The organism is Amycolatopsis sp. 2-15 (assembly GCF_030285625.1).
Taxonomy (GTDB): domain Bacteria; phylum Actinomycetota; class Actinomycetes; order Mycobacteriales; family Pseudonocardiaceae; genus Amycolatopsis; species Amycolatopsis carbonis.
The window spans coordinates 4,987,967-5,007,852 of record NZ_CP127294.1; the positions used below are offsets into that span (position 1 = coordinate 4,987,967).

At 71.5% G+C, this 19,886-nt stretch carries 18 protein-coding genes and 1 pseudogene; 16 read left to right on the forward strand and 3 right to left on the reverse strand.

Annotated elements, in window-relative coordinates; all coding sequences use genetic code 11:
- Positions 1-3: 3 nt before the first annotated feature.
- The 3 genes and pseudogenes from QRX50_RS50415 to QRX50_RS24760 form a co-directional block, all read left to right on the forward strand.
- A pseudogene (locus QRX50_RS50415) lies at positions 4-447 on the forward strand (ATP-binding cassette domain-containing protein); the annotation flags it as partial.
- Positions 448-693: 246 nt separating this feature from the next.
- Positions 694-2,517 (forward strand): ABC transporter permease subunit, encoded by a 1,824-nt coding sequence (locus QRX50_RS24755; RefSeq protein WP_434533359.1) that lies wholly within the window; start codon positions 694-696, stop codon positions 2,515-2,517.
- A 45-nt stretch (positions 2,518-2,562) separates the two neighbouring features.
- Positions 2,563-3,642, forward strand: coding sequence for an SDR family oxidoreductase (locus tag QRX50_RS24760; RefSeq protein ID WP_285974287.1), 1,080 nt, complete (start codon positions 2,563-2,565; stop codon positions 3,640-3,642).
- A gap of 104 nt (positions 3,643-3,746) precedes the next feature.
- Here the strand turns inward: QRX50_RS24760 and QRX50_RS24765 are convergent, their stop codons facing one another.
- The gene (locus QRX50_RS24765; protein WP_285974288.1) at positions 3,747-4,445 is read right to left on the reverse strand and encodes a cupin domain-containing protein; all 699 of its coding nucleotides are present in this window, start codon (positions 4,443-4,445) and stop codon (positions 3,747-3,749) included.
- A 170-nt stretch (positions 4,446-4,615) separates the two neighbouring features.
- Between QRX50_RS24765 and QRX50_RS24770 the strand changes: the two genes are divergently transcribed.
- From QRX50_RS24770 to QRX50_RS24790, 5 genes are read left to right on the forward strand one after another with little or no spacing between them, the layout of a single operon-like run.
- A complete protein-coding gene (locus QRX50_RS24770; protein ID WP_285974289.1) occupies positions 4,616-5,395 on the forward strand; it encodes an SDR family NAD(P)-dependent oxidoreductase in 780 nt (259 codons plus the stop codon).
- Between the two features lie 60 nt (positions 5,396-5,455).
- Positions 5,456-6,841, forward strand: a complete 1,386-nt coding sequence (locus QRX50_RS24775) for a M24 family metallopeptidase (protein WP_285974290.1) — start codon at positions 5,456-5,458, stop codon at positions 6,839-6,841.
- 14 nt (positions 6,842-6,855) lie between these two features.
- The gene (locus tag QRX50_RS24780) at positions 6,856-7,836 is read left to right on the forward strand and encodes a zinc-dependent alcohol dehydrogenase (protein ID WP_285974291.1); all 981 of its coding nucleotides are present in this window, start codon (positions 6,856-6,858) and stop codon (positions 7,834-7,836) included.
- Positions 7,837-7,844: 8 nt separating this feature from the next.
- Complete coding sequence (locus tag QRX50_RS24785; RefSeq protein WP_285974292.1) at positions 7,845-8,897, forward strand: zinc-dependent alcohol dehydrogenase; 1,053 nt, start codon at positions 7,845-7,847, stop codon at positions 8,895-8,897.
- A complete protein-coding gene (locus QRX50_RS24790; RefSeq protein WP_285974293.1) occupies positions 8,894-9,751 on the forward strand; it encodes an NAD(P)-dependent oxidoreductase in 858 nt (285 codons plus the stop codon). The genes QRX50_RS24785 and QRX50_RS24790 overlap by 4 nt, the downstream gene beginning before the upstream one ends.
- A gap of 36 nt (positions 9,752-9,787) precedes the next feature.
- On the opposite strand, the gene QRX50_RS24795 is transcribed toward QRX50_RS24790, so the two are convergent.
- Positions 9,788-10,723, reverse strand: a complete 936-nt coding sequence (locus tag QRX50_RS24795; RefSeq protein WP_285974294.1) for a TIGR03619 family F420-dependent LLM class oxidoreductase — start codon at positions 10,721-10,723, stop codon at positions 9,788-9,790.
- Between the two features lie 365 nt (positions 10,724-11,088).
- Here QRX50_RS24795 and QRX50_RS24800 point away from each other — a divergent pair, with 365 nt between their 5' ends.
- Positions 11,089-11,367, forward strand: a complete 279-nt coding sequence (locus QRX50_RS24800; protein WP_353074143.1) for a hypothetical protein — start codon at positions 11,089-11,091, stop codon at positions 11,365-11,367.
- Positions 11,368-11,383: 16 nt separating this feature from the next.
- Here the strand turns inward: QRX50_RS24800 and QRX50_RS24805 are convergent, their stop codons facing one another.
- Entirely contained in the window at positions 11,384-12,181 is a 798-nt protein-coding gene (locus QRX50_RS24805; RefSeq protein ID WP_285974295.1) for a methyltransferase domain-containing protein, read from the reverse strand.
- A 105-nt stretch (positions 12,182-12,286) separates the two neighbouring features.
- On the opposite strand from QRX50_RS24805, the gene QRX50_RS24810 reads away from it, so the two are divergent.
- The 7 genes from QRX50_RS24810 to QRX50_RS24840 all read left to right on the forward strand — a co-directional run bounded on the left by QRX50_RS24810 (position 12,287) and on the right by QRX50_RS24840 (position 19,884).
- Positions 12,287-13,465, forward strand: coding sequence for an acyl-CoA dehydrogenase family protein (locus tag QRX50_RS24810; protein WP_285974296.1), 1,179 nt, complete (start codon positions 12,287-12,289; stop codon positions 13,463-13,465).
- Positions 13,462-14,640 (forward strand): CaiB/BaiF CoA transferase family protein, encoded by a 1,179-nt coding sequence (locus tag QRX50_RS24815; RefSeq protein ID WP_285974297.1) that lies wholly within the window; start codon positions 13,462-13,464, stop codon positions 14,638-14,640. Before QRX50_RS24810 ends, QRX50_RS24815 begins: the two co-directional genes overlap by 4 nt.
- A gap of 197 nt (positions 14,641-14,837) precedes the next feature.
- The gene (locus tag QRX50_RS24820) at positions 14,838-16,433 is read left to right on the forward strand and encodes a class I adenylate-forming enzyme family protein (RefSeq protein WP_285974298.1); all 1,596 of its coding nucleotides are present in this window, start codon (positions 14,838-14,840) and stop codon (positions 16,431-16,433) included.
- Positions 16,430-17,305 (forward strand): cyclase family protein, encoded by an 876-nt coding sequence (locus QRX50_RS24825; RefSeq protein WP_285974299.1) that lies wholly within the window; start codon positions 16,430-16,432, stop codon positions 17,303-17,305. The genes QRX50_RS24820 and QRX50_RS24825 overlap by 4 nt, the downstream gene beginning before the upstream one ends.
- Complete coding sequence (locus QRX50_RS24830; RefSeq protein WP_285974300.1) at positions 17,302-18,504, forward strand: acetyl-CoA hydrolase/transferase family protein; 1,203 nt, start codon at positions 17,302-17,304, stop codon at positions 18,502-18,504. The genes QRX50_RS24825 and QRX50_RS24830 overlap by 4 nt, the downstream gene beginning before the upstream one ends.
- Entirely contained in the window at positions 18,501-19,484 is a 984-nt protein-coding gene (locus tag QRX50_RS24835; protein WP_285974301.1) for a phosphotransferase family protein, read from the forward strand. The genes QRX50_RS24830 and QRX50_RS24835 overlap by 4 nt, the downstream gene beginning before the upstream one ends.
- A 1-nt stretch (position 19,485) precedes the next feature.
- Positions 19,486-19,884: a hypothetical protein gene (locus tag QRX50_RS24840; protein WP_285974302.1), complete on the forward strand. Its 399-nt coding sequence runs from the start codon at positions 19,486-19,488 to the stop codon at positions 19,882-19,884.
- Positions 19,885-19,886 lie beyond the last annotated feature (2 nt).

Consider the following 19,886-nt stretch of genomic DNA (forward strand, 5'->3'; position numbering starts at 1 on the left):
ACCATGACCGAAGTTGCGGCACTGAGCCTCTCCGGGGTGTCGAAGAGCTACGGGCCCGTGCGCGCCCTGTCGGAGGTGTCGCTCGACGTCTTCGGCGGCCGGGTGCACGCGCTGCTCGGCGAGAACGGCGCGGGCAAGTCCACGTTGATGGGCGTCGCGTCGGGCTCCACCCGGCCCGACGAGGGCACGATCACGGTGGCCGGCGAGCCGATCGCGACCCTGACCACCGACCGGGCGAGCCGGCTCGGCATCGCGATCGTGCACCAGCACCCCGCCGTACTGGCCGACATGACGGTCGCCGAGAACATCCGCCTCGCCGTGCCCGCCGAGCGGATGCCGGCCGGCGCCCCGCGCGTGTGGATGGTGGAACTGCTGCGCCGCGTCGGCTCGGACCTGAGGCTGCAGGATCGGGTGGCCGACCTCGGCGTGGCGCAGAAGCAGCTGCTGGAGCTGGCGAAGGCCATCGCGCTCGAGCCGAAGGTGCTGATCCTCGACGAGCCGACCGCGCCGCTGGGCGCCGAGCAGACCGAGATCCTGTTCGACCAGGTGCGCCAGGCCACCGCCCGCGGCACGGCGGTCGTCTACATCACCCACCGGCTCGCCGAGGTGCGGGAGATCGCCGACGAGGTGACGGTGCTGCGCGACGGCCGGGCGCGCGGGCACTCGGCCGTCGCCGACCTCACCGACGACGAGATGCTGCGCCTGATCGTCGGGCGCGAGCTCGCGTCGGCGTTCCCGGAGAAGTACACCGATCTGGCCGACGCGAAGGTCGCACTGGAGGTCGAAGGCCTGTCCGGCGAGGGTTTCCACGACGCGCGGCTCGTCGCGCACCACGGGGAGATCGTCGGGCTCGCCGGCATCGTCGGCAACGGCCAGAGCGAGTTCCTGCGCGCGCTGGCGGGGCTGCGCCCGTCGACGGGCCGGATCGTGCTCGACGGCGTGCCGCTGCGCGGCCGGGACCTCGTTCGCTCGACCGCGTACATGCCGGCCGACCGGCACCGTGAAAGCCTGCTGCCGGCGATGTCGGTGCGCGAGAACGCGGCCGTCAGCGCATTGCCCTCGTTCGCCGGCGGGGGAGTGGTCTCCGGCGAGCGCGAACGAGTCGGAGTGGACGCCGAGCTGGCCAAGCTCTCGGTCAAGACCGCTTCGCGCGAGACGAACGTGATGGCGCTCTCTGGCGGCAACCAGCAGAAGGTGGTGATGGCGCGCGCCCTGCTCGCCGCGCCGCGGCTGCTGCTGGCCGACGAGCCGACCCAAGGTGTCGACGTCGGCGCCCGGTCGGAGATCTACACGATCATGCGCGACATCGCCGCGTCCGGGGTGCCGGTGGTCGTGGTGTCGTCCGATGCCAAGGAGCTGGAAGGGTTCTGCGACCGGGTCGTGGTGTTCTCGCGCGGCCACGTCGTCGCCGAGCTCACCGGCGAGGACGTCACCGAGGAGAAGATCACCGGCTCGGTCGTCAACGCCACCACACTGCGCAGCGACGCGCCGGCGGCGAAGAAGGCCGTACCGCCCAAGCCGGCTCCGTCGACCCGCCGGGTCCCGATGGCCGAGCGGCTGCGTGACCTGGCCAAGGGCGACTACGCGCCGAGCATCGTGCTCGCGCTGGTCATCCTCGCGCTCGGCGGCTACACCTTCGCCCACAACGTGCGATTCCTCGCGCCGTTCAACGTCACCTCCCTGCTGACGCTGCTCACGGCGCTGGCGTTCATCAGTCTGGGCCAGACGATCGTGATCATGACCGGCGGGATCGACCTGTCCGTCGGGCCACTCGCCGGGCTGCTGGTGGTGATCGCGTCGTTTTTCGTCACCGACGGCCACTCGCCGCTCCTCGTGGCGCTCGCGTTCGTGATCATGCTCGTGGTGGCCGCCGGGTCCGGGGTGCTCAACGGGGTGCTGATCCGCTTCGGTGGGTTCACCGCGGTCGCCGCGACCCTGACCCTCTACATCGGACTGCAGGGCGTTTCCCTGTTGCTGCGGCCGTTCCAGGGCGGGTTCATCAGCACGTCGGTCACCGACGCGATCACCGCGACGGTCGGGTTCGTGCCGGTCGCGTTCCTCGTGGCGGTGGTGGTCGCCGTCGGGCTGGAGCTGGCGCTGCGGTTCACCGCCTGGGGCCGCGGCCTGCGGGCGGCCGGCTCGAACGAGGGGTCCGCGCGGCGCCTGGGTGTGAAGGTGAACCGGGTCCACGTGCTGGCCTACCTCGGCTGCGCCGTTCTGACGTTCTGCGGCGCGCTGCTGCTGATGGCCCAGATCGGCGTCGGCGACCCGACGCAGGGCGTGAGCTACACGCTCTCCAGCATCACCGCGGTCGTGCTGGGCGGGGCGAGCCTCGCCGGCGGGCGCGGGTCGTTCATCGGGACGCTGCTCGGTGCCGCGCTCATCCAGGAAGTCCTCAACGCGACCACGTTCCTGAACCTGAGCCAGAGCTGGCAGTACTTCTTCCAGGGAATCCTGATCCTCGTCGCGGCGGCGATCTACACCCGGGTGCGCCGCCGGACCCCGGCCCTGGTCTGAGCTTTCACCGGACCCGGGCCCCCATCCCAGCAGAAAGAGGAGACAGTGACCGAAACAGCACTCGTCGTCGGGGTCACCGGCATCGCCGGGGCCGCGGTGGCCACCCGGCTGGTCGAGCGCGGCTGGGCGGTGACCGGGGTGTCCCGCCGCAGCGAATCCGGCGTCGCCGGCGTCCGCTCGGTCCGCGCCGACCTCGAGGACGCGGCCGCGCTGAGCGCCGCGCTCGCGGACACGAAACCGACGCACGTCTTCCTCACCGCGTGGTCGCGCCGCCCCACCGAAGCGGAGAACATCGACGTCAACGCCGGCATCGTGCGCAACGTGCTGGCAGCGGCCACCGCGGGCGGCGCGGTGCGGCACGTCGCGCTGATGACCGGGCTGAAGCACTACCTCGGGCCGTTCGAGGCCTACGCCGCCGGGGTCACGCCGGACACGCCGTTCCACGAGGACGAGGCGCGGCTCGACGTGCCGAACTTCTACTACGCGCAAGAGGACGAGCTGTTCGCGGCCGCCGAGCGGCACGGCTTCACCTGGAGCGTGCACCGGGCGCACACCGTCATCGGCCACGCCGTCGGCAACGCCATGAACATGGGGATGACGCTGGCGGTCTACGCGGCCGTCTGCCGGGAGACCGGGCGGGACTTCCGTTTCCCCGGCTCGGAGGTCCAGTGGAACGGCATCACCGACATGACCGACGCCGGGCTGCTGGCCGACCAGATGGTGTGGGCGGCCACCGCCGAGAACGGGCGCGACGAGGCGTTCAACATCGCCAACGGCGACGTGTTCCGCTGGCGCTGGATGTGGCCGCGCCTCGCGAAACTGCTCGGGGTCACGCCGGCCGGGTTCGACGGCAAGCCCGCGCCGCTGGAGGAGCAGATGGCCGACGCCGGCCCGGCCTGGCGCCGGATCGCCGAGCGCCACGGGCTGCGCGAAGCGGACCTCACCCGCGTCGCGTCGTGGTGGCACACCGACAGCGACCTCGGCCGGCCCATCGAGTGCCTCACCGACATGAGCAAGAGCCGCAAGGCGGGGTTCACGGGCTACACCAGCACGCTCGACTCCTTCGCCCGGCTCTTCGAGACCTTGCGCGCGGAGCGGATCATCCCGCCCGCCGCGACCGAATGAGCACGACGGAATGAGCACGACGGAATGAGCACGACGGAATGAGCACGACGGAAGAGCACAGTGGAATGAGCACAGCGGACGCAATGCGCGGGATCGGTGCTCGGTCAGCGCTCGTCGCTCGTCGCCGGGTGTGGGTGGCCGAGCAGCTCGAACAGTTCGGCCGGCGGCTCGGCGAGCCAGTCGCGCGGCCGGGCGGAGCCGGTGCGCCCGACGACGAACCACAGGCCCCGCGCGGGCGCGCCGGTGTGGTTGACGTAGAGGTGCGGGCGGTCGGAGTGGAAGGAGAACGAGTCGCCGGCGCGCAGCACGTGCTCGTCGGACTCGAACCGCAGCGTGAGCTCGCCGTCGAGGAGGTAGGCGTGCTCCATGCCGGGGTGGCGCATCAGCCCGCCGTCGACGGAGCTGCTCGCGCCGGGCTCGTACGTCACCAGCAGGGGTTCCACCGACCGCGAGCCGGCGATCGCCAGGCGTTCCCAGCGCACGCCGTTGTCCATGTCCAGCACGGGGTTGTCGGCGGCGCGCTGGATGGTGGTGGCGGCTGCGCCGGGCTCGAGGGCGACCGGGCGGCTGCCGGGCCCGGCCTTCGCGCGATGGCCGGCGACCTCGAGGCCGAGTACTTCGTCCAGCGACAGTCCGAGGTGGCTGACCAGCGTGTAGAGCGTGCTCACGGACGGTTGCGACTTGCCGGTCTCGACCTGCGACAGCAGGCTCGCCGAGAGCCCCGTGGCCAGGGCCACGCCGCGCAGGGTGCGCTTCTGCCTGATCCGCGCTTCGCGCAGGGCAGGGCCGATCCGGTCGTCCACGGTGCCGCTCCCGTTCCGTTGGCGGCGCCATCGCCGACTGTTCACTCGATCATACGTTCGTGCGTTGTGGCTGTACACACGCCCAGGTGCGACCTGCGCAACACCGCAGATCGACGACGTTTCGTTCAGCGGGAGCGAACGTCCAGTGGCTCGACGAGAGGAGCGTGACCATGCCGGCTCGGCTGACCGACAGAACCGTGGTGGTGACCGGCGCGGGCCGGGGGATCGGCGCCGCCCTCGCCCGCGGGATGGCGGCCGAGGGCGCCGCGCTGGTCGTCACCGACCGCGACGAACCCGAAGCCGCCGCGGTGGCTCAGGCCATTCGCGACAGTGGCGGACGCGCCGTGCACCGCCGTGTCGACGTGGTCGAACGTGACGACGTGCGCGCCGCGATCGAGCTCGCCGTGAGCGAGTTCGGCCGGCTCGACGCGTACTTCAACAACGCGGGGTTCAACGAGCCGGAGAAGTTCCTCGACATCACCGAAGCCGTGTGGGAGCGCATCTTCCGCGTCAACGCGTTCGGGGTCGTGCTCGGCAGCCAGGAGGCCGCTCGCCAGTTCATCCGGCAGGGCGGTGGCGGCAAGATCGTGAACACGGCCTCGATCGCCGGCCGCCAGGGCTTTGCGAGCTTCGCGCCCTACTGCGCGAGCAAGGCCGCGGTGATCTCGTTGACCCAGTCGGGCGCCCGCTCGCTCGCGGAGCACGGCATCACCGTCAACGCGTTCGCGCCCGGCGTGGTGCGGACCCCGTTGTGGGACAAGCTCGACCGCGACCTCGAGCGCATCGGGGAAGGCGACGCCGGGTTCGCCGCGATGGCCGGGGACATCATCCTCGGCCGCCCCGCCGAACCCGAGGACCTGGTGCCCACGGCCGTGTTCCTCGCCGGCCCCGACTCCGACTACATCACCGGGCAGGTGATCCCGATCGAGGGCGGGATGGTCCTCGTCTGAGGCCCGTCCCGTTCGTCACACGTTCCCGGCGGTCCACCGCCGCGGGGGAAAGGAAAACTCATGCCGATCGCCACGTTCGGGCCCAACGCCGTCGACTGGGAGACCCGGATCGACCACGAACGCCTGCGCACCCAACGCCTGCAGCGCCTGCGCGAGCAGCTGGACAAGTCGAGCCTCGGCGCCGTCCTCGCGTTCGACTTCGCCAACATCCGCTACATGTCCGCCACCCACATCGGCACGTGGGCCATGGACAAGCTCATCCGGTTCTCGCTGCTGACCCGCACCACCGATCCCATCGTGTGGGACTTCGGGTCCGCGGCCAAGCACCACGAGCTCTACAACCCGTGGCTCGCCACCACGACCGCCGAGGCCGACGCCGACCCGCACGCGCCGCACCACGGCGCGGTCCGGCCGCGCGCCGAGTCCGGGGCCCGCGCCGGGATCTCCACGCTGCGCGGCGCGTTCCACCCGGACGCGGGCATCGCCGACGACGTCGCCGCGAAGATCAAGCGCGAGCTGGAGAAGTTCGGGCTGCTCAACGAACCGCTCGGCGTCGACGTGATCGAGCTGCCGATCCTCGCCGCCCTGCAGCGCGCGGGCATCACGGTCACCGACGGGCAGCAGGTCTTCATGGAGGCCCGGCGCGTGAAGACCACCGACGAGATCTCGCTGCTGACCCAGGCGGCCTCGATGGTCGACGCCGCCTACGACGACCTGTATCAGTTCCTGCGCCCGGGCGTGCGGGAGAACGAGTGCGTGGGGCTGGTCTCGAAGTCGCTCTACGACCTCGGCTCGGAGTACGTGGAGGGTGTCAACGCGATCTCCGGCGAGCGCTGCTCGCCGCACCCGCACGTGTTCTCCGACCGGCTGATCCGGCCTGGGGACCCCGCGTTCTTCGACATCCTGCACAGCCACCAGGGCTACCGCACCTGCTATTACCGCACGTTCGCGGTCGGTTCGGCCAGCCGCGCGCAGCGCGACGCCTATGTGCGGGCCCGCGAGTACATGGACCACGCCATCGCGCTGGTGCGCCCGGGCGCCACGACGGCGGACATCGTGTCGGTGTGGCCCACCGCGCAGGAGTTCGGGTTCGCCGACGAGGAAGCCGCGTTCGCCCTGCAGTACGGGCACGGGGTCGGGCTGTCCATCTGGGAGAAGCCGATCTTCTCGCGCCTGGTCTCGCTGGAGCACCCCGAGGTGCTGGAGGTCGGGAACGTGTTCGCGCTCGAGACGTACTGGCCCTCGGCCGACGGCATCGGGGCGGCCCGGATCGAGGAAGAGCTGGTGGTGACCCCCGAGGGCTGCGAGGTGATCACCAAGTTCCCGGCCGAGGACCTGCTGGTCGCGGGCCCCCGCTACATCGCCGTGAACGGCCCGCTCTCCACTGCGCGCGAGTCCCAGTCGCACCTCAACACGCCCGCCGGCCGCGGCGAAGCCACCGCCTGAGAAGGAGCCAGACGATGAAAGCCCTGAGGTTCACCGCGGCGGACGCGGTGTCCGTCGACGAGCTGGAGGTACCGCGGATCGCCGCCGACGAGGTGCTGGTCGCGGCCCGTTCGGTCGGCATCTGCCACTCCGACGTCGAGCTGCTCGAAGGCCGCTACATCATCCCGTTCTCCTACCCGGTGATCCCGGGCCACGAGTGGTCCGGCCAGATCGTCGAAACCGGAGCCGACGTCACGGAGTTCGCGCCCGGCGACCGCGTGGTGGGCGAGTGCGTGATCGGCGACGACCACTTCGGCTTCTCGATCAGCGGTGCGGCGGCGGAGTTTTTCGTCGCCAAACCCGCGTGGCTGCACCGGCTGCCCGATTCGCTGTCCTTCACCGACGGCGCGCTCGTCGAACCGTTCAGCTGCGGGTACCACGCGCTGATGAAGGCGGGCAACGTCAACGCCAGTGACACGGTGGTGGTGTTCGGCGCCGGCCCGATCGGTCTCGGTGTCACCGCGGGCGCCGCGGCGCTGGGCGCGCGCACGATCACCGTCGAGCCGGCGGCCGGGCGCGCGGAGGCGGCGCGCAAGCTCGGCGCCGAGGTCGTGCTCGACCCGACGGCCGGGCCGATCGCGGAGCAGGTGGCCGAGGCGACCGGCGGCGCCGGGGGCACCGTGGTGATCGAGGCGACGGGCCGGCCGTCGGTGATGGCCGACGTGCTCGACGTCGCCGCGCACGGCGCGCGGGTCGTGTACGTCGGTATCGACGTGGGCGGCAGCGCACCGGCGAAGCTGGGCCTGATCCAGTCGAAGGAGCTGAGCATCCGCGGCATCATCGGCTCGCCGGGAGTGTGGCCGGAGACGCTGCGCTTCCTCGATCGTGCCGGGCTCGACCTGTCCGACCTGGTGACCGGCCGGTTCCCCGTGGAGCGGGCCGCGGAGGCGATCACCGCCTCGCGCGACACCGCGAAGAACATCAAGGTGCACCTCGAGTTCGGGGCCGCGCGGTGACCCCGACCATGCGGGCGGCCGTCTACCACGGCCGCCAGGACGTCCGGATCGAAGAGGTGCCGCTGCCCCGCCTGCGCGACGGCGAGGTGCTGGTCGCCGTGCGGCGCAGCGGGATCTGCGGCTCGGACGCCACGGAGTGGGCGGCCGGGCCGAAGATGGTGCCGCTCACCCGGCGCCACCCCGGCAGCGGGCATCTCGGCCCGATGATCATCGGCCACGAGTTCGTCGGCGAGGTCGTGGCCGGCGGTGAGGGGTTCGCCGCTGGCGACCTGGTCGCCGCCGGTGCCGGTGTCTCGTGTGGACAGTGCGATCGCTGCGGCGAGGGCCGCACCAACCTGTGCCGCCGCTACTACACACTCGGGCTCAACGCCCCCGGCGGGCTGGCCGAGTACGTCGCCGCCCCCGCCGGCATGCTCCGCCCGATCCCGGCCGGGGTTTCCCTCGATCACGCCGGGCTGGCGCAGCCGCTGGCCGTCGGCCTGCACGCCGCGCGGCGGGCGGGGGTCCGGCCGGGTGACACGGTGGTGGTCATCGGGGCCGGCGCCATCGGGTCCTTCGTCCTGGCCGGGTTGCGGCACCTGTACGACTCCGACGTGACCGTGGTCGACTTCGCCGGCGACAAGCTGGACCGGGCCGCCCGGCTCGGCGCGACCCGGACCGTGGACGCGGCGGGCGACGTCGTCGACGCGGTGCGCGAGCTGACGGGTGGTCGTGGTGCCGACGTGGTCATCGAGGCCAGCGGCGCGCCGGGGCAGTTCGAGAACGCGCTGCGGATGGTCACCGACGGCGGGCGGGTCCTCGCCGTCGGGCTGCCCAAGCAGGCGCCCGCGGTCGACCTGTTCGGCCTGGTGCTGCGGGAGATCACCGTCGAGTCGACGGTGGCGCACGTGTGCGGCGCGGATCTGGTGCCCGCGTTGGAGATTCTCTCCGCCGGGGTGCTCGGTGCCGAGCTGCTCGACTCGGTGATCGGGCTCGACGAGCTCACCGACCGCGGCCTCGCGCGGCTGGCCGCCGGGGGCGTGGACGGGAAGGTCCTCATCGACCCGGGGAGGCGTTCGTGAAGGTCGCGGTGCTGGGCCTGGGTGCGATGGGCTCGCAGCTGCTCATGCGGCTGGCCGACAGCGGCGTCGACGTCGTCGGCTGGAACCGCGATCCCGCACGCGCGCGGCGAGCCGGGATCGCGCCGGACCGGGTCGCGGCCTCCGCGGCCGACGCCGTGACCGGGGCCGACGTGGTGATCGCCATGCTCGCCGACGGGCCGGCGTTGCGGGCCGTGCTGACCGGAGTCGTCGACGCGCTCGCCGAGCACACGCTGGTGCTCGACATGGGCACGTCCGGGCCGCAGCTGTCGCGTGAAGTGGCGGAAACCCTGGCCCGGCAGGGGATCCGGTTCGCCGAGGCCCCGGTGTCCGGGTCGGTCGGTGCCGCCCGCGCCGGGTCGTTGACGATCATGTTCGGCGGTGCGGCCGAGGACCTGGCCACGGCGGAACCGGTGCTGCGGTTCCTGGGCGGACAGACCATCCACACCGGACCGATCGGCACCGCGTCGACGTTGAAGCTGTGCGTCAACGCCCTGCTGCACACCTTCAACGCCACCCTCGGCGAGGTACTCGGCACCGCGACTCGCGCGGGCATCGACCTGCGCACGGCCTACGACACGATCGGCGAGTCCGCGATCGCCGCCCCGTTCGTGCGCTACAAGCGCGACGCTTTCCTGTCCGAGACCGACCCTCCGGTGGCCTTCGCGGTGGACCTGGTGCGCAAGGACCTCGAACTATTCCTCGACGCGGTTCCCGACCCGGCGCGCCTGAGCCCGACGGTGCGGACCGCCGTCGACGTCGTGCACCGGGCCCAGTCGGCCGGCCTCGGACAGGAGGACATGGCGACGCTCGCGCGGCTGTACAAGGGGAGCTGAGCGCTCATGCGGCCGCGGAACCGGGTGCGGCGTCGGTCATCCGACGTCGGCCCGCTCGCGGATCTCCACGGCGGTCTCGAGCATCTGGCGGGTGCTGGTGAACCAGTCCTGCAGGTTCAGATCGACGATGAGCTCGTCCGCGCCCGCCTCGGCGGCCGTGTGGACGTCTTCCAGGATCTGGTCGAGGGTGCCGACGAACGCGGTGCGGCCGGGACCGGCCGGGCGGTCGGTGAAGGTGACGTTGCCGACCACGACCATCTCCATCCGGCTCGCGTCGCGGCCGTAGCCGGTGGCCAGTTCGCGGATGCGGGCCCAGCCGGTGCGCAGTTCGGCGGCGCCGGCCGGGCCGGGCGTGGTGAGCAGCGGCAGCCAGCCGTCGGCGCGCTGGGCGATGCGCTGCTGGGCACGGGCGTCGCCACCGCCGCCGAGCATGACGGGGATCTTCGACACGGGCTTCGGCAGGACGGCCGCGTTCTCGATGACCGTGCGAGCGCCGCGGAAGGTCACCGGGTCCGGACCCCACGCGGCGTCGAAGACGTCGAGGGTCTCGTCGAGGATGCGGCCGCGGCCGGCGCGGGTGGTGCCGGCGGCCTGGAGCTCGTCGGTGGACCAGCCGGTGCTCAGGCCCGCGATCACGCGGCCGCCGCTGAGCTGGTCGATCGTGGCCAGCTCCTTCGCCAGCTGGATGGGCAGGTGCAGCGGGGCGACCAGGACGGACGTGCCGAGGCGCACGGTGTTGGTCACCACCGCGGCGGCGGCGAGCACGGCCAGGGGGTCGGCGGCCTGCCGCGACGCGGCGGGCCACGGCACGTTCGGCGGCGCGTACGGTTCGAGGGGCTGCTCCGGGAACAGCAGCCGTTCGTAGGTCCACAAGCCGGCATAGCCGGCCGCTTCCGCCGTGCGGGCCGCTTCGACCACGTCGTGCCGCAGGTCCACGCCGAGCCGTTGGGGCAGGCGGAGTCCGAGCTTCATGGGAGTTCTCCGAGCGAGTCGTGATTGTCCTGACCGGACCGAGTCTGAACATTCACATCGATGTGAAGGTCAATGTCGGCTCGGACACAGGAGTTCGGGGAGTGCACGGGCGTCTCCACTCGAACGAAAGGTCCGGATTTCTGCGTGGCGTGCCGGGCCGTCGCGCGGACGTGTCCGCTGAGCGCCCGGACCGGCTCCAATGGAGCAGCGTTGTGACTTTCCGCTGGCTTTCGCTCACTCGCCCGATGAATTGGCGGTGATTCTCCCGCGCTTCTACGCTGAAAAGGTCGATCGCCTCGGATCTGGGAGGAATTGTGCGTCGGAAACTGCTTGTTCTTGCCGCGGTGTTGTTTTCTTTGCTGGGTTTGTCCGCTGTTCCCGCCGCGGCGAGTGGTGACCAGTTCGCGCCGGCGGGCTGTTTCGGGGAGCGGTACAGCGTCTTTTTCGGGCAGGGCATCAGTGTCTCGTGCCTGCCTGGCGAAGGCCACGGTTACCGCGTGATCGCCCACTGTGCGAGTGGCAACGTGTTCTGGTTCGCGGCGGGCGATTTCGTCCCGTATGGGTTCGGCCCGGCGACCGCGGAATGCACCGGCGCGCTGCTCGCACCCGCGAGTGTGGTCGCGTATCAGGTCGACGAAATCTGATTTTCGCGAGCAGAATTTACGCGACAGCCACGATTTCGCCGTGCAGCACGGAAAACCAGCCGTCGGGGTCGGCGACCCAGCGGCGCCACGCGGTGGAGATCTCGTCGAGCTCGGCCGGCTGCGCCAGGCCGTCGCGCAGGATCTGGGTGGTGGTGTCGGAGTTCAGCACGCGGTCGGCCCACATGCCGCCCCAGTAGGCGCGGTCGTCGGGGGTGGCGAAGCACCATGTGGCCGACGAAGGCGTGACACCGGTGAAGCCCGCGGCGTGGGCCCAGGTGAGCAGTCGCCGGCCCGCGTCGGGCTCGCTGCCGTTGGCGCGGAAGGCCTGGCGGTAGACCTCGAGCCAGCGGTCGAGCGCCGCGTCCGCGGGGTGCCAGGTGAAGGCCGCGTAGTCGGCGTCGCGCGCGGCGACGAGGCCGCCCGGACGGCAGACGCGGCGCATTTCGCGCAGGGCCTGCACCGGGTCGGCAACGTGCTGCAGCACCTGGTGGGCGTGGACGACGTCGAAGCTGTCGTCGGGGAAGTCGAGTGCGTGGACGTCGCCCACCACGAACTCGACGTTGTGCACGCCGCGTTGCGCGGCCTCCGCTTCGCCGAGCCGGCGGGCGGCCTCGGTGAGCTCGAGGCCGGTGACCCGGCCCGGGGCCACCAGCGCGGCGAGGTCGGCCGTGATCGTCCCGGGCCCGCTGCCGATGTCGAGCAGCGCCTGCCCGGGCGCGAGCCGCGGGAGGAGGTACGCGCACGAGTTCTCGGCGGTCCGCCAGCGGTGCGAGCGGAGCACGGATTCCTGGTGACCATGGGTGTAGGACGGCACCTCGCGAGCTTAGCTCAGCTTCTCAGTGATCGAGACGGTGTTCTCGTCATCTGGGCAAGCCGGTAACGCTGGACTGATGTCAATCATGGCTCGATAGTGATAGTCATGTACTCAGGTAACCCCGACGTCCCTGATGACGTGTTCGCGGCCGTCCTCGGTCAGGTCAACGATTTCGTGCGCACCCGGGTGATGCCGCGTGAGGTCGAGATCATGACCACGGACGCCATTCCCGCCGACCTTCGAGCGCAAGCCGCTGAGATGGGGTTGTTCGGGTATGCGATCCCGCAGGAGTGGGGTGGTCTCGGCCTGGATCTCGTGCAGGACGTCGAGGTCGCGATGGCGCTGGGATACACGTCGTTGTCCCTGCGGTCGATGTTCGGCACGAACAACGGCATCGCCGGTCAGGTACTGGTCGGGTTCGGCACCGAGGAGCAGCGAGCGCGGTGGTTGCCGGGCATCGCCTCGGGCGAGATCGTCGCCTCGTTCGCGCTGACCGAACCCGGCGCCGGATCGAACCCGGCGGGCCTGCGCAGCACCGCGAAGCCGGACGGTGAGGGCTGGGTCATCGACGGTGGCAAGCAGTTCATCACCAACGCCACCGAGGCCGGCCTGTTCGTCGTATTCGCCCGCACGCGGTCGGCGTCGGAGGCGGGCACGGGTATCGCGGTGTTCCTCGTGCCGGCCGACGCGCCGGGGATCACGGTCGGCCCGAAGGACGCCAAGATGGGGCAGGAGGGCTCGCGCACCGCGGAGGTCACCTTCACGGGGGTCCGGGTCGGCCCCGAGTCGCTCGTCGGTGGGGACGGTGAGGTCGGGTACAAAGCCGCGATGACGTCGCTGGCCCGCGGCCGGATCCACATGGCCGGGCTGGCGGTCGGCGCCGCGCAGCGCGCGCTGGACGAGTCGGTCTTCTACGCCGCTACCGCGACCCAGGGTGGCACGGCGATCGGGGATTTCCAGCTGGTGCAGGCGATGATCGCCGACCAGCAGACGGGTGTGCTGGCCGGGCGGGCGCTGGCCCGCGAGGCGGCGCGGTTGTATGTGACGGGGGAGGACCGCCGGATCGCGCCGTCGGCGGCGAAGCTGTTCTGCACGGAGATGGCGGGTAAGACCGCCGATCTGGCGGTGCAGATCCACGGCGGCAGCGGCTATCTGCGGGAGGTTCCGGTGGAGCGGATCTACCGTGACGTGCGGTTGATGCGGCTCTATGAGGGCACCAGTGAAATCCAGCGGCTCATCGTCGGCGGCGGGCTCGTGCGGGCCGAGAAGCGGAAGCAGTCGTGACGCGCCCGCTGGAAGGGGTCACCGTCGTCGCTGTCGAGCAGGCGGTCGCCGCCCCGCTGGCCACCCGCAACCTCGCCGACCTCGGCGCCCGCGTGATCAAGATCGAGCGCATCGACGGCGGCGACTTCGCGCGCGGCTACGACCACGTCGTCCACGGCACCGGGGCGCATTTCGTGTGGCTCAACCGGGGCAAGGAGTCGATCGCGCTCGACCTGAAGGTGCCGGAGGGCCGAGACATCGCGCGCCGGCTCGTCGCCACCGCGGACGTGTTCGTGCAGAACCTCGCCCCCGGTGCCGCCGACCGCCTCGGGTTCGGTGATCTCCGTGCAGAGCATCCGGAACTGGTCGTGGTGAACGTGTCCGGGTTCGGCGCCGGCGGGCCGATGGAGCAGCGCAAGGCCTACGACATGCTCATCCAGGCCGAGGCCGGGCTCATCGCCATCACCGGCACGCCCGAGACGCCGGTGAAGACCGGTATCCCGACCGCCGACATCGCCTCGGGCATGTACTGCTCGCAGGCTGTGCTGGCCGCACTGCTGCGTCGCTGGCGCACCGGTGAGGGCGCCACGATCGAGGTCTCGATGCTCGAGGCCACCGTCGAGTGGATGGGCTACGCGCTCTACACCCAGATGTACGCCGGCACCCAGCCCACCCGCATGGGGCTGAGTCACGCCTCGATCGCCCCGTATGACGCCTTCCCGACCCGTGACGGCCAGATGCTCATCGGCGTCCAGAACGACAGCGGCTGGCGCACCCTGGTCACCTCGGTGCTGGCTGCCCCCGAACTCGCCGACGACCCGCGGTTCACGACCAACGTCGACCGCGTCGCCCACCGCGCCGCCTGCGACGCCGCGGTCGCCGGCCACACCGCCCGCTGGACCAACGCCGAGCTCGACGAACGCCTGGCCGCGGCCGGCGTTCCCGCCGCGCAGCTGAAGGAAGTCGGCCAGGTCGTCGACCACCCCCAGCTGCGCGCCCGCGACCGCTGGCGCAAGGTCGGCACCGAATTCGCCGAGATCGACGCCCTGCTGCCCCCTGCGACCTTCGCCGACGTCGAAGCGCGGATGGGCGACGTCCCCGCGTTGGGCCAGCACACGCGCGCCCTGCTCGCCGAGTCCGGGGTGGACGCCGACGACGTCATCGCCCGCGGAATCGCAGGCCCGCCCCGGGCGTGAGCTACCGGCTGCCGCCGGACTTTGTCGCGGCCCCGCCGAACCCGTTGGCAGCAGCGGTGGTTCCGGGGCCGGCCTTTTCGTGCCGCGGCCTGGCCTCGTCATAGCTGTCGATCGTCTTGACTCCCTCGGCGCGCGGCCGGTAGCTTACAGAAATACGAATTTCGATTCGAGATTACGAAAGTGACGATGATGTCGCGATGACCACGACGCCTGCTGCCGAGACCCTGCCCGACCTGCTGCGCGCGTGTGCTGCGGCCGTGCCGGAGCGGGAGGCCCTCGTGGTCGGTGAGGTGCGGCTGACGTACGCGCAGCTGGCCGAGCGGATGGACGACGCGCGCAGGGCGTTGCAGGGGATCGGCGTCGGGGAAGGGGATGTCGTCGCGCTGCTGGCGCCGAACGACGCCGCGTGGGTGCCGGTGGCGTTCGGCGCGATGGCGGCCGGGGCTCGGGTCGACGCGTTCAACACGTGGGTCAAGGCCTACGACATCGAGTACCTGCTGACGAGCTCGAAGGCGTCGGTGCTCGTGATGGTGGACCGGGTGCGGGGCAACGACCTCGTCGCCGAGCTGCGGAAGCTGGTGCCGGACCTGGCGCGACCGCAAGACGTCTTTCCCGAGCTGAGGCACGTTGTCGTGCTCGGGGACGACGTGCCGGACGGGGCGCTGGCCTGGCGGGATCTGCCGAAGCCGCCGGCCACTCCGGGAAAGCCCGATCCCGGCGAACCCGCGTTCGTCCTCTACACATCGGGCTCGACGAAGAACCCCAAGGCCGTCCCGCTGTGCCACCGCGACCTGATCCTCAACGGCTTCCACATCGGCGAGCGCATGGGCCTGTCCGCCGACGACCGCGTGTGGTTCGGCTCCCCGCTGTTCTGGAGCTTCGGCTGCGCCAACGCGCTCATGGCCACGATGACGCACCGGGCGTGTTTCGTGCTGCAGGAGCAGTTCGAACCGCATGCGGCGGCCGAGCTGATGGCGGCGGAGCGCGTGACGGCCGCGTACCTGCTGCCCGCCATGGTCGACGCGCTCGCCAACGGGCCGGCGGAGCGCGTGCGGGCGGTGAAGTCGTTGCGCACCGGGCTGACCATCGGCCGGCCCGAGGAGGTCGAGCGCGCGATCACGCAGCTGGGCATCGGCGAGATGTGCAACGTCTACGGCTCGACCGAGACCTACGGCAACTGCTGCGTCACCGACCACCGGATGCCGCTCGAAACGCGCCTGAGCACGCAGGGCGAGCCGCTGACCGGCGTCGCGATCCGGGTGGCCGACCAGGAAACCGGCGCGCTGCTGCCGGCCGGTGAGCCGGGAGAGCTGCAGGTGCGCGGCCGCCTGACGCCGGGTTACCTCAACGACGACATGGCCAACGCGGACGCCTTCACCGGCGACGGCTGGTTCCGCACCGGCGACCGCGGCGTGGTCAATGCCGACGGCACCGTCTCGTTCGTCGGCCGGATCACCGACATGATCAAGACCTCCGGCATCAACGTCTCCCCGGCCGAGGTCGAGAGCTTCCTGTCCGGCCACCCGGACGTCGCCGAGGCCGTGGTGCTCGGCGCGCCGCACCCGAGCCGCGACGAGGTCGTGGTGGCGTTCGTCGTGGCGCGCGGCGGGAAGCTCACCGCGCAGGACGTGATCGCGCACTGCAAGGAGCGCATCGCGGGGTACAAGGTGCCGTGGGCGGTGGCGATCGTCGAGGAGTTGCCGAAGACCGGCACCGGCAAGCTCGTCCGCCGGACGTTGCGCGACGAGGCGGGGAAACTCGTGCAGGACAAGCTGAAAGCAGGCACGCCATGACGGGCAACTGGGGCCGCTGGGGCACCGACGACGAGGCCGGCGCGCTGAACCTCGTCACCCCCGACGTCACCCTCCGCGCGGCCGGGCTCGTGCGGTCGGGCCGGACGATCGGCCTCGCCCAGCCGCTGGGCCCGGCCACCGCGTCGCCGCGCCACCGGCCGGGGCCGCTGCGGTTCATGAACCGCGACGCCGGTGACTACGCCCTGGGCGCGCGCACGCCGGGCGGGTTCCGGTTCGCCGAGGACACCGTGCAGTTCCCGACGCACAGCGGCACCCACGTCGACTCGCTGTCCCACGCCTGGACGGGTGAGGAGCTCTACAATGGACACTCGCAGGCCTCGACGCGCACCACACGCGGCGCCCAGCGGTGCGGCGCCGAAAAGCTGCCCCCGGTCGTGACGCGCGGGGTGCTCGTGGACCTGGTGGCTGCGACCGGCGGCCCGCTGGAGCCGAGTGCCCCCGTCGGGGTCGACGAGCTGCGCCGGGGCATCGCGGAAGCCGGTGTCACGCCCGAAGCCGGCGACGCCGTGCTGATCCGCACCGGATGGCTGGAAACCCAGGGCCGCGGCGGTGACTACTTCGCGGACGAGCCCGGCATCACCGAGGAAGCCGCGCGCTACCTCGCCGACCGAGACGTCGCGCTCGTCGGCGCCGACAACTACGCCGTGGAGCACCAGTCGGCAGCCGGCGGGTTCCCCGCGCACCTGCTGCTCCTGCACCAGCACGGCGTGCCGCTGCTGGAAAACCTGGAGCTGGCCGAGCTCGGCACCGCGCTGGCGGCCGAATCGCGGTCGACGTTCCTGTTCGTCTTCGCCCCGATCCCGCTCGTCGGCTCGACGGCCACCCCGGTCACACCGGTGGTCGTCCTGTGACCGCGGACTGGCTCACCGGCGTCCTGAAACCGGGCGACCTGGTGGTGGTCGCGCAGGGTACCGGCGAGCCGACGCCCCTGCTCGAACAGCTGGTGCACGGAGCTCCGCCCGACGTCGAGGTATTCGTCGGGCTCAGCCACAGCACCGCGCTCACCGGCCCGGCCGCCCGCGAACTGCCGCTGGTGTCGTTCGGCGCGCTGGGCCCGCTCGGCCGGCTCGCCGCGAACGGCACGGTTTCCGTGATCCCGTGCCACTTCCGCGACGTCCCGCGCGCGCTCGCGAGCCGCAACCCCGAGCAGATCGTGGTGGCACTGCAGGTGTCGAGCGCCGACGAGACCGGTCACCACAGCCTCGGCCTGTCCGTCGACTACACCTACGACCTGCTCGGCCGCGCCCGTGCCGTCGTCGCCGAAGTCAACGACCGCCTGCCGCACACGAGCGCCCCCCGCGTGCACTCGTCGCAGCTGACGGCGACCGTGCCCAGCTCGCGGCCGATGCCGGCGATCACGGCCGGCCCGACCGGGCCGGTGCACGAAACGATCGCTCGGCACGTCGCCGGCCTGGTACCCGACGGCGCGACGATCCAGCTCGGTGTCGGCACGCTGCCGTCGGCGATCGGCCGGGCGCTGGCGGCCAAACGCGACCTGCGCGTGCACTCGACGCTCGCCGGCTCCTGGCTGTTCGAGCTCGCCCGTTCCGGCGCGCTGAGCGACGAGCCGGGCGCCGTGACGATCTGCGAGGCCGCCGGCTCCCCGGAGCTCTACGACTGGGTGGTCGCCGGCGGGGTGCTCGTGCGTCCCGTCTCGGAGCTGTCCCGGCCGGGTGCGGTCACCGACCACTTCGTGGCGATGAACTCCGCGCTGCAGGTGGATCTCACGGGTCAGGTCAACGCGGAGGAGCTCGGCTCCGGGTACGTCGGCGGGATCGGCGGCCAGCCCGACTACCTGCGCGCGGCCCAGCAGTCGCGGGACGGCTGCTCGGTCGTGATGCTCCCCGCCACGACGGGCGACGGCACCCGGTCGCGCATCGTGCGCGGCTTGCACGCCGGTGCCGTCACCACGCCACGCTCCCATGTGGACGTCGTCGTCACCGAACACGGGATCGCCGACCTGCGCGGAAAAAGCCTCACCGAGCGAGCCGAAGCCCTCATCGCCATCGCGGCCCCCGGCCACCGTTCCTCTCTGCGGGAGACGCCATGACCAGCACGCTCGACGAGCAGCTGCACGAGTTCCTCTCGGCGCAGCTCGGCTCCGTCCCGAAGATCGTCGACCTGACCCGCGTCGGCGTCGGCCGCTCACGGGAGAACTGGGTGTTCGACCTAGTCGATCCCGCCACCGGCGACCGCGAACCGTTGATCCTGCGGCGTGATCCCGAAGGCGGGCTGGTCGACACCGACCGCGGCACGGAGTTCGCCGTCCTGCGCGCGCTGGAACCGAGCGGACTTCCCGCGCCGCAGGCCCGGTGGCTGGACTCCGAAGGCCAGTGGCTCGGCAAACCGTCGCTGATCATGCGCCGCGAACCCGGCGACTGCGACTACCGCGTGGTCAACGGCGACCGCCCGCTGGCCGAACGCACCAGGCTGGCGCGGCGGTTCTGCGAACTGCTGGCCGAGGTCCACTCCGTCGATTGGCGCTCCACCGGCCTCGGTGCGGTGTTCGAAGATCCGGGGGAGCAGGCGGCGCTGGCCGAGCTGGAGCGCTGGGATACCGTGCTGCGCCAGGACCAGCTCGAAGCACTGCCCGAAGTGGACCTCGCCCTCGCGTGGCTGCGCGAGCACGCTCCCGCCTCGGCGCGAACCGTGCTGGTGCACGCGGATTTCAAGCCTGGCAACATCCTGCTGCAAGGCGACCGCGTTTCCGCACTGCTCGACTGGGAGCTCGCGCACCTCGGTGATCCGCTGGAAGACCTCGGCTGGGTCGTTCAGCCCCTGCGTCACCGCGAGCACCTCATCGAGGGCGCGTGGGAACGCGAAGACCTGGTCCGCCACTACCGCGAGACCACCGGCCTCGACGTCGACGAGACGGCACTGGAGTGGTGGGTGGTCTTCTCGACCTTCAAAACCGTGGTCATGCAGGTCAGTGGGCTCCGGGCGTTCCTCGACGGGCGCAGCGACGAACCGTACCGCCCGACCGGACGCGTGCTACGGACCCTGCTGACCGCGATCGCCGAAAGGAGCTGACGTGCGCCCGACCATCGAAGACCAGCTGCACGGTGCGCAGCGCCTGCTGGACGACGTCGCCACCGATCCCGAACTGAGCCGGGACTCCCACGAGAACCTGGCCAACGTGCGGCGGCTGCTGAAGCAGATCGGCCGTTCGTGGTCCGAGCTGCTTCCCTTTTACGTCAACGACAACGCCACGATGGCGCAGTTGCTGACGCGCCACGCGCCCGACTTCGGGATCCCTGCGGCGACCGAACCCGCCGGCTACGACGTCGCCGAAGCCGCGCGGCGCAACGGCGAGCTGCGAGCCCTGTTGTCCCGCGTCATCACGAACCTGCCCCGCACCCCGGACGGCACCGCCGCCCGGCGGGAGATCACCGAGTACCTGGTCCGTCGGATCGAAGCCGACCCGAGCTGAGG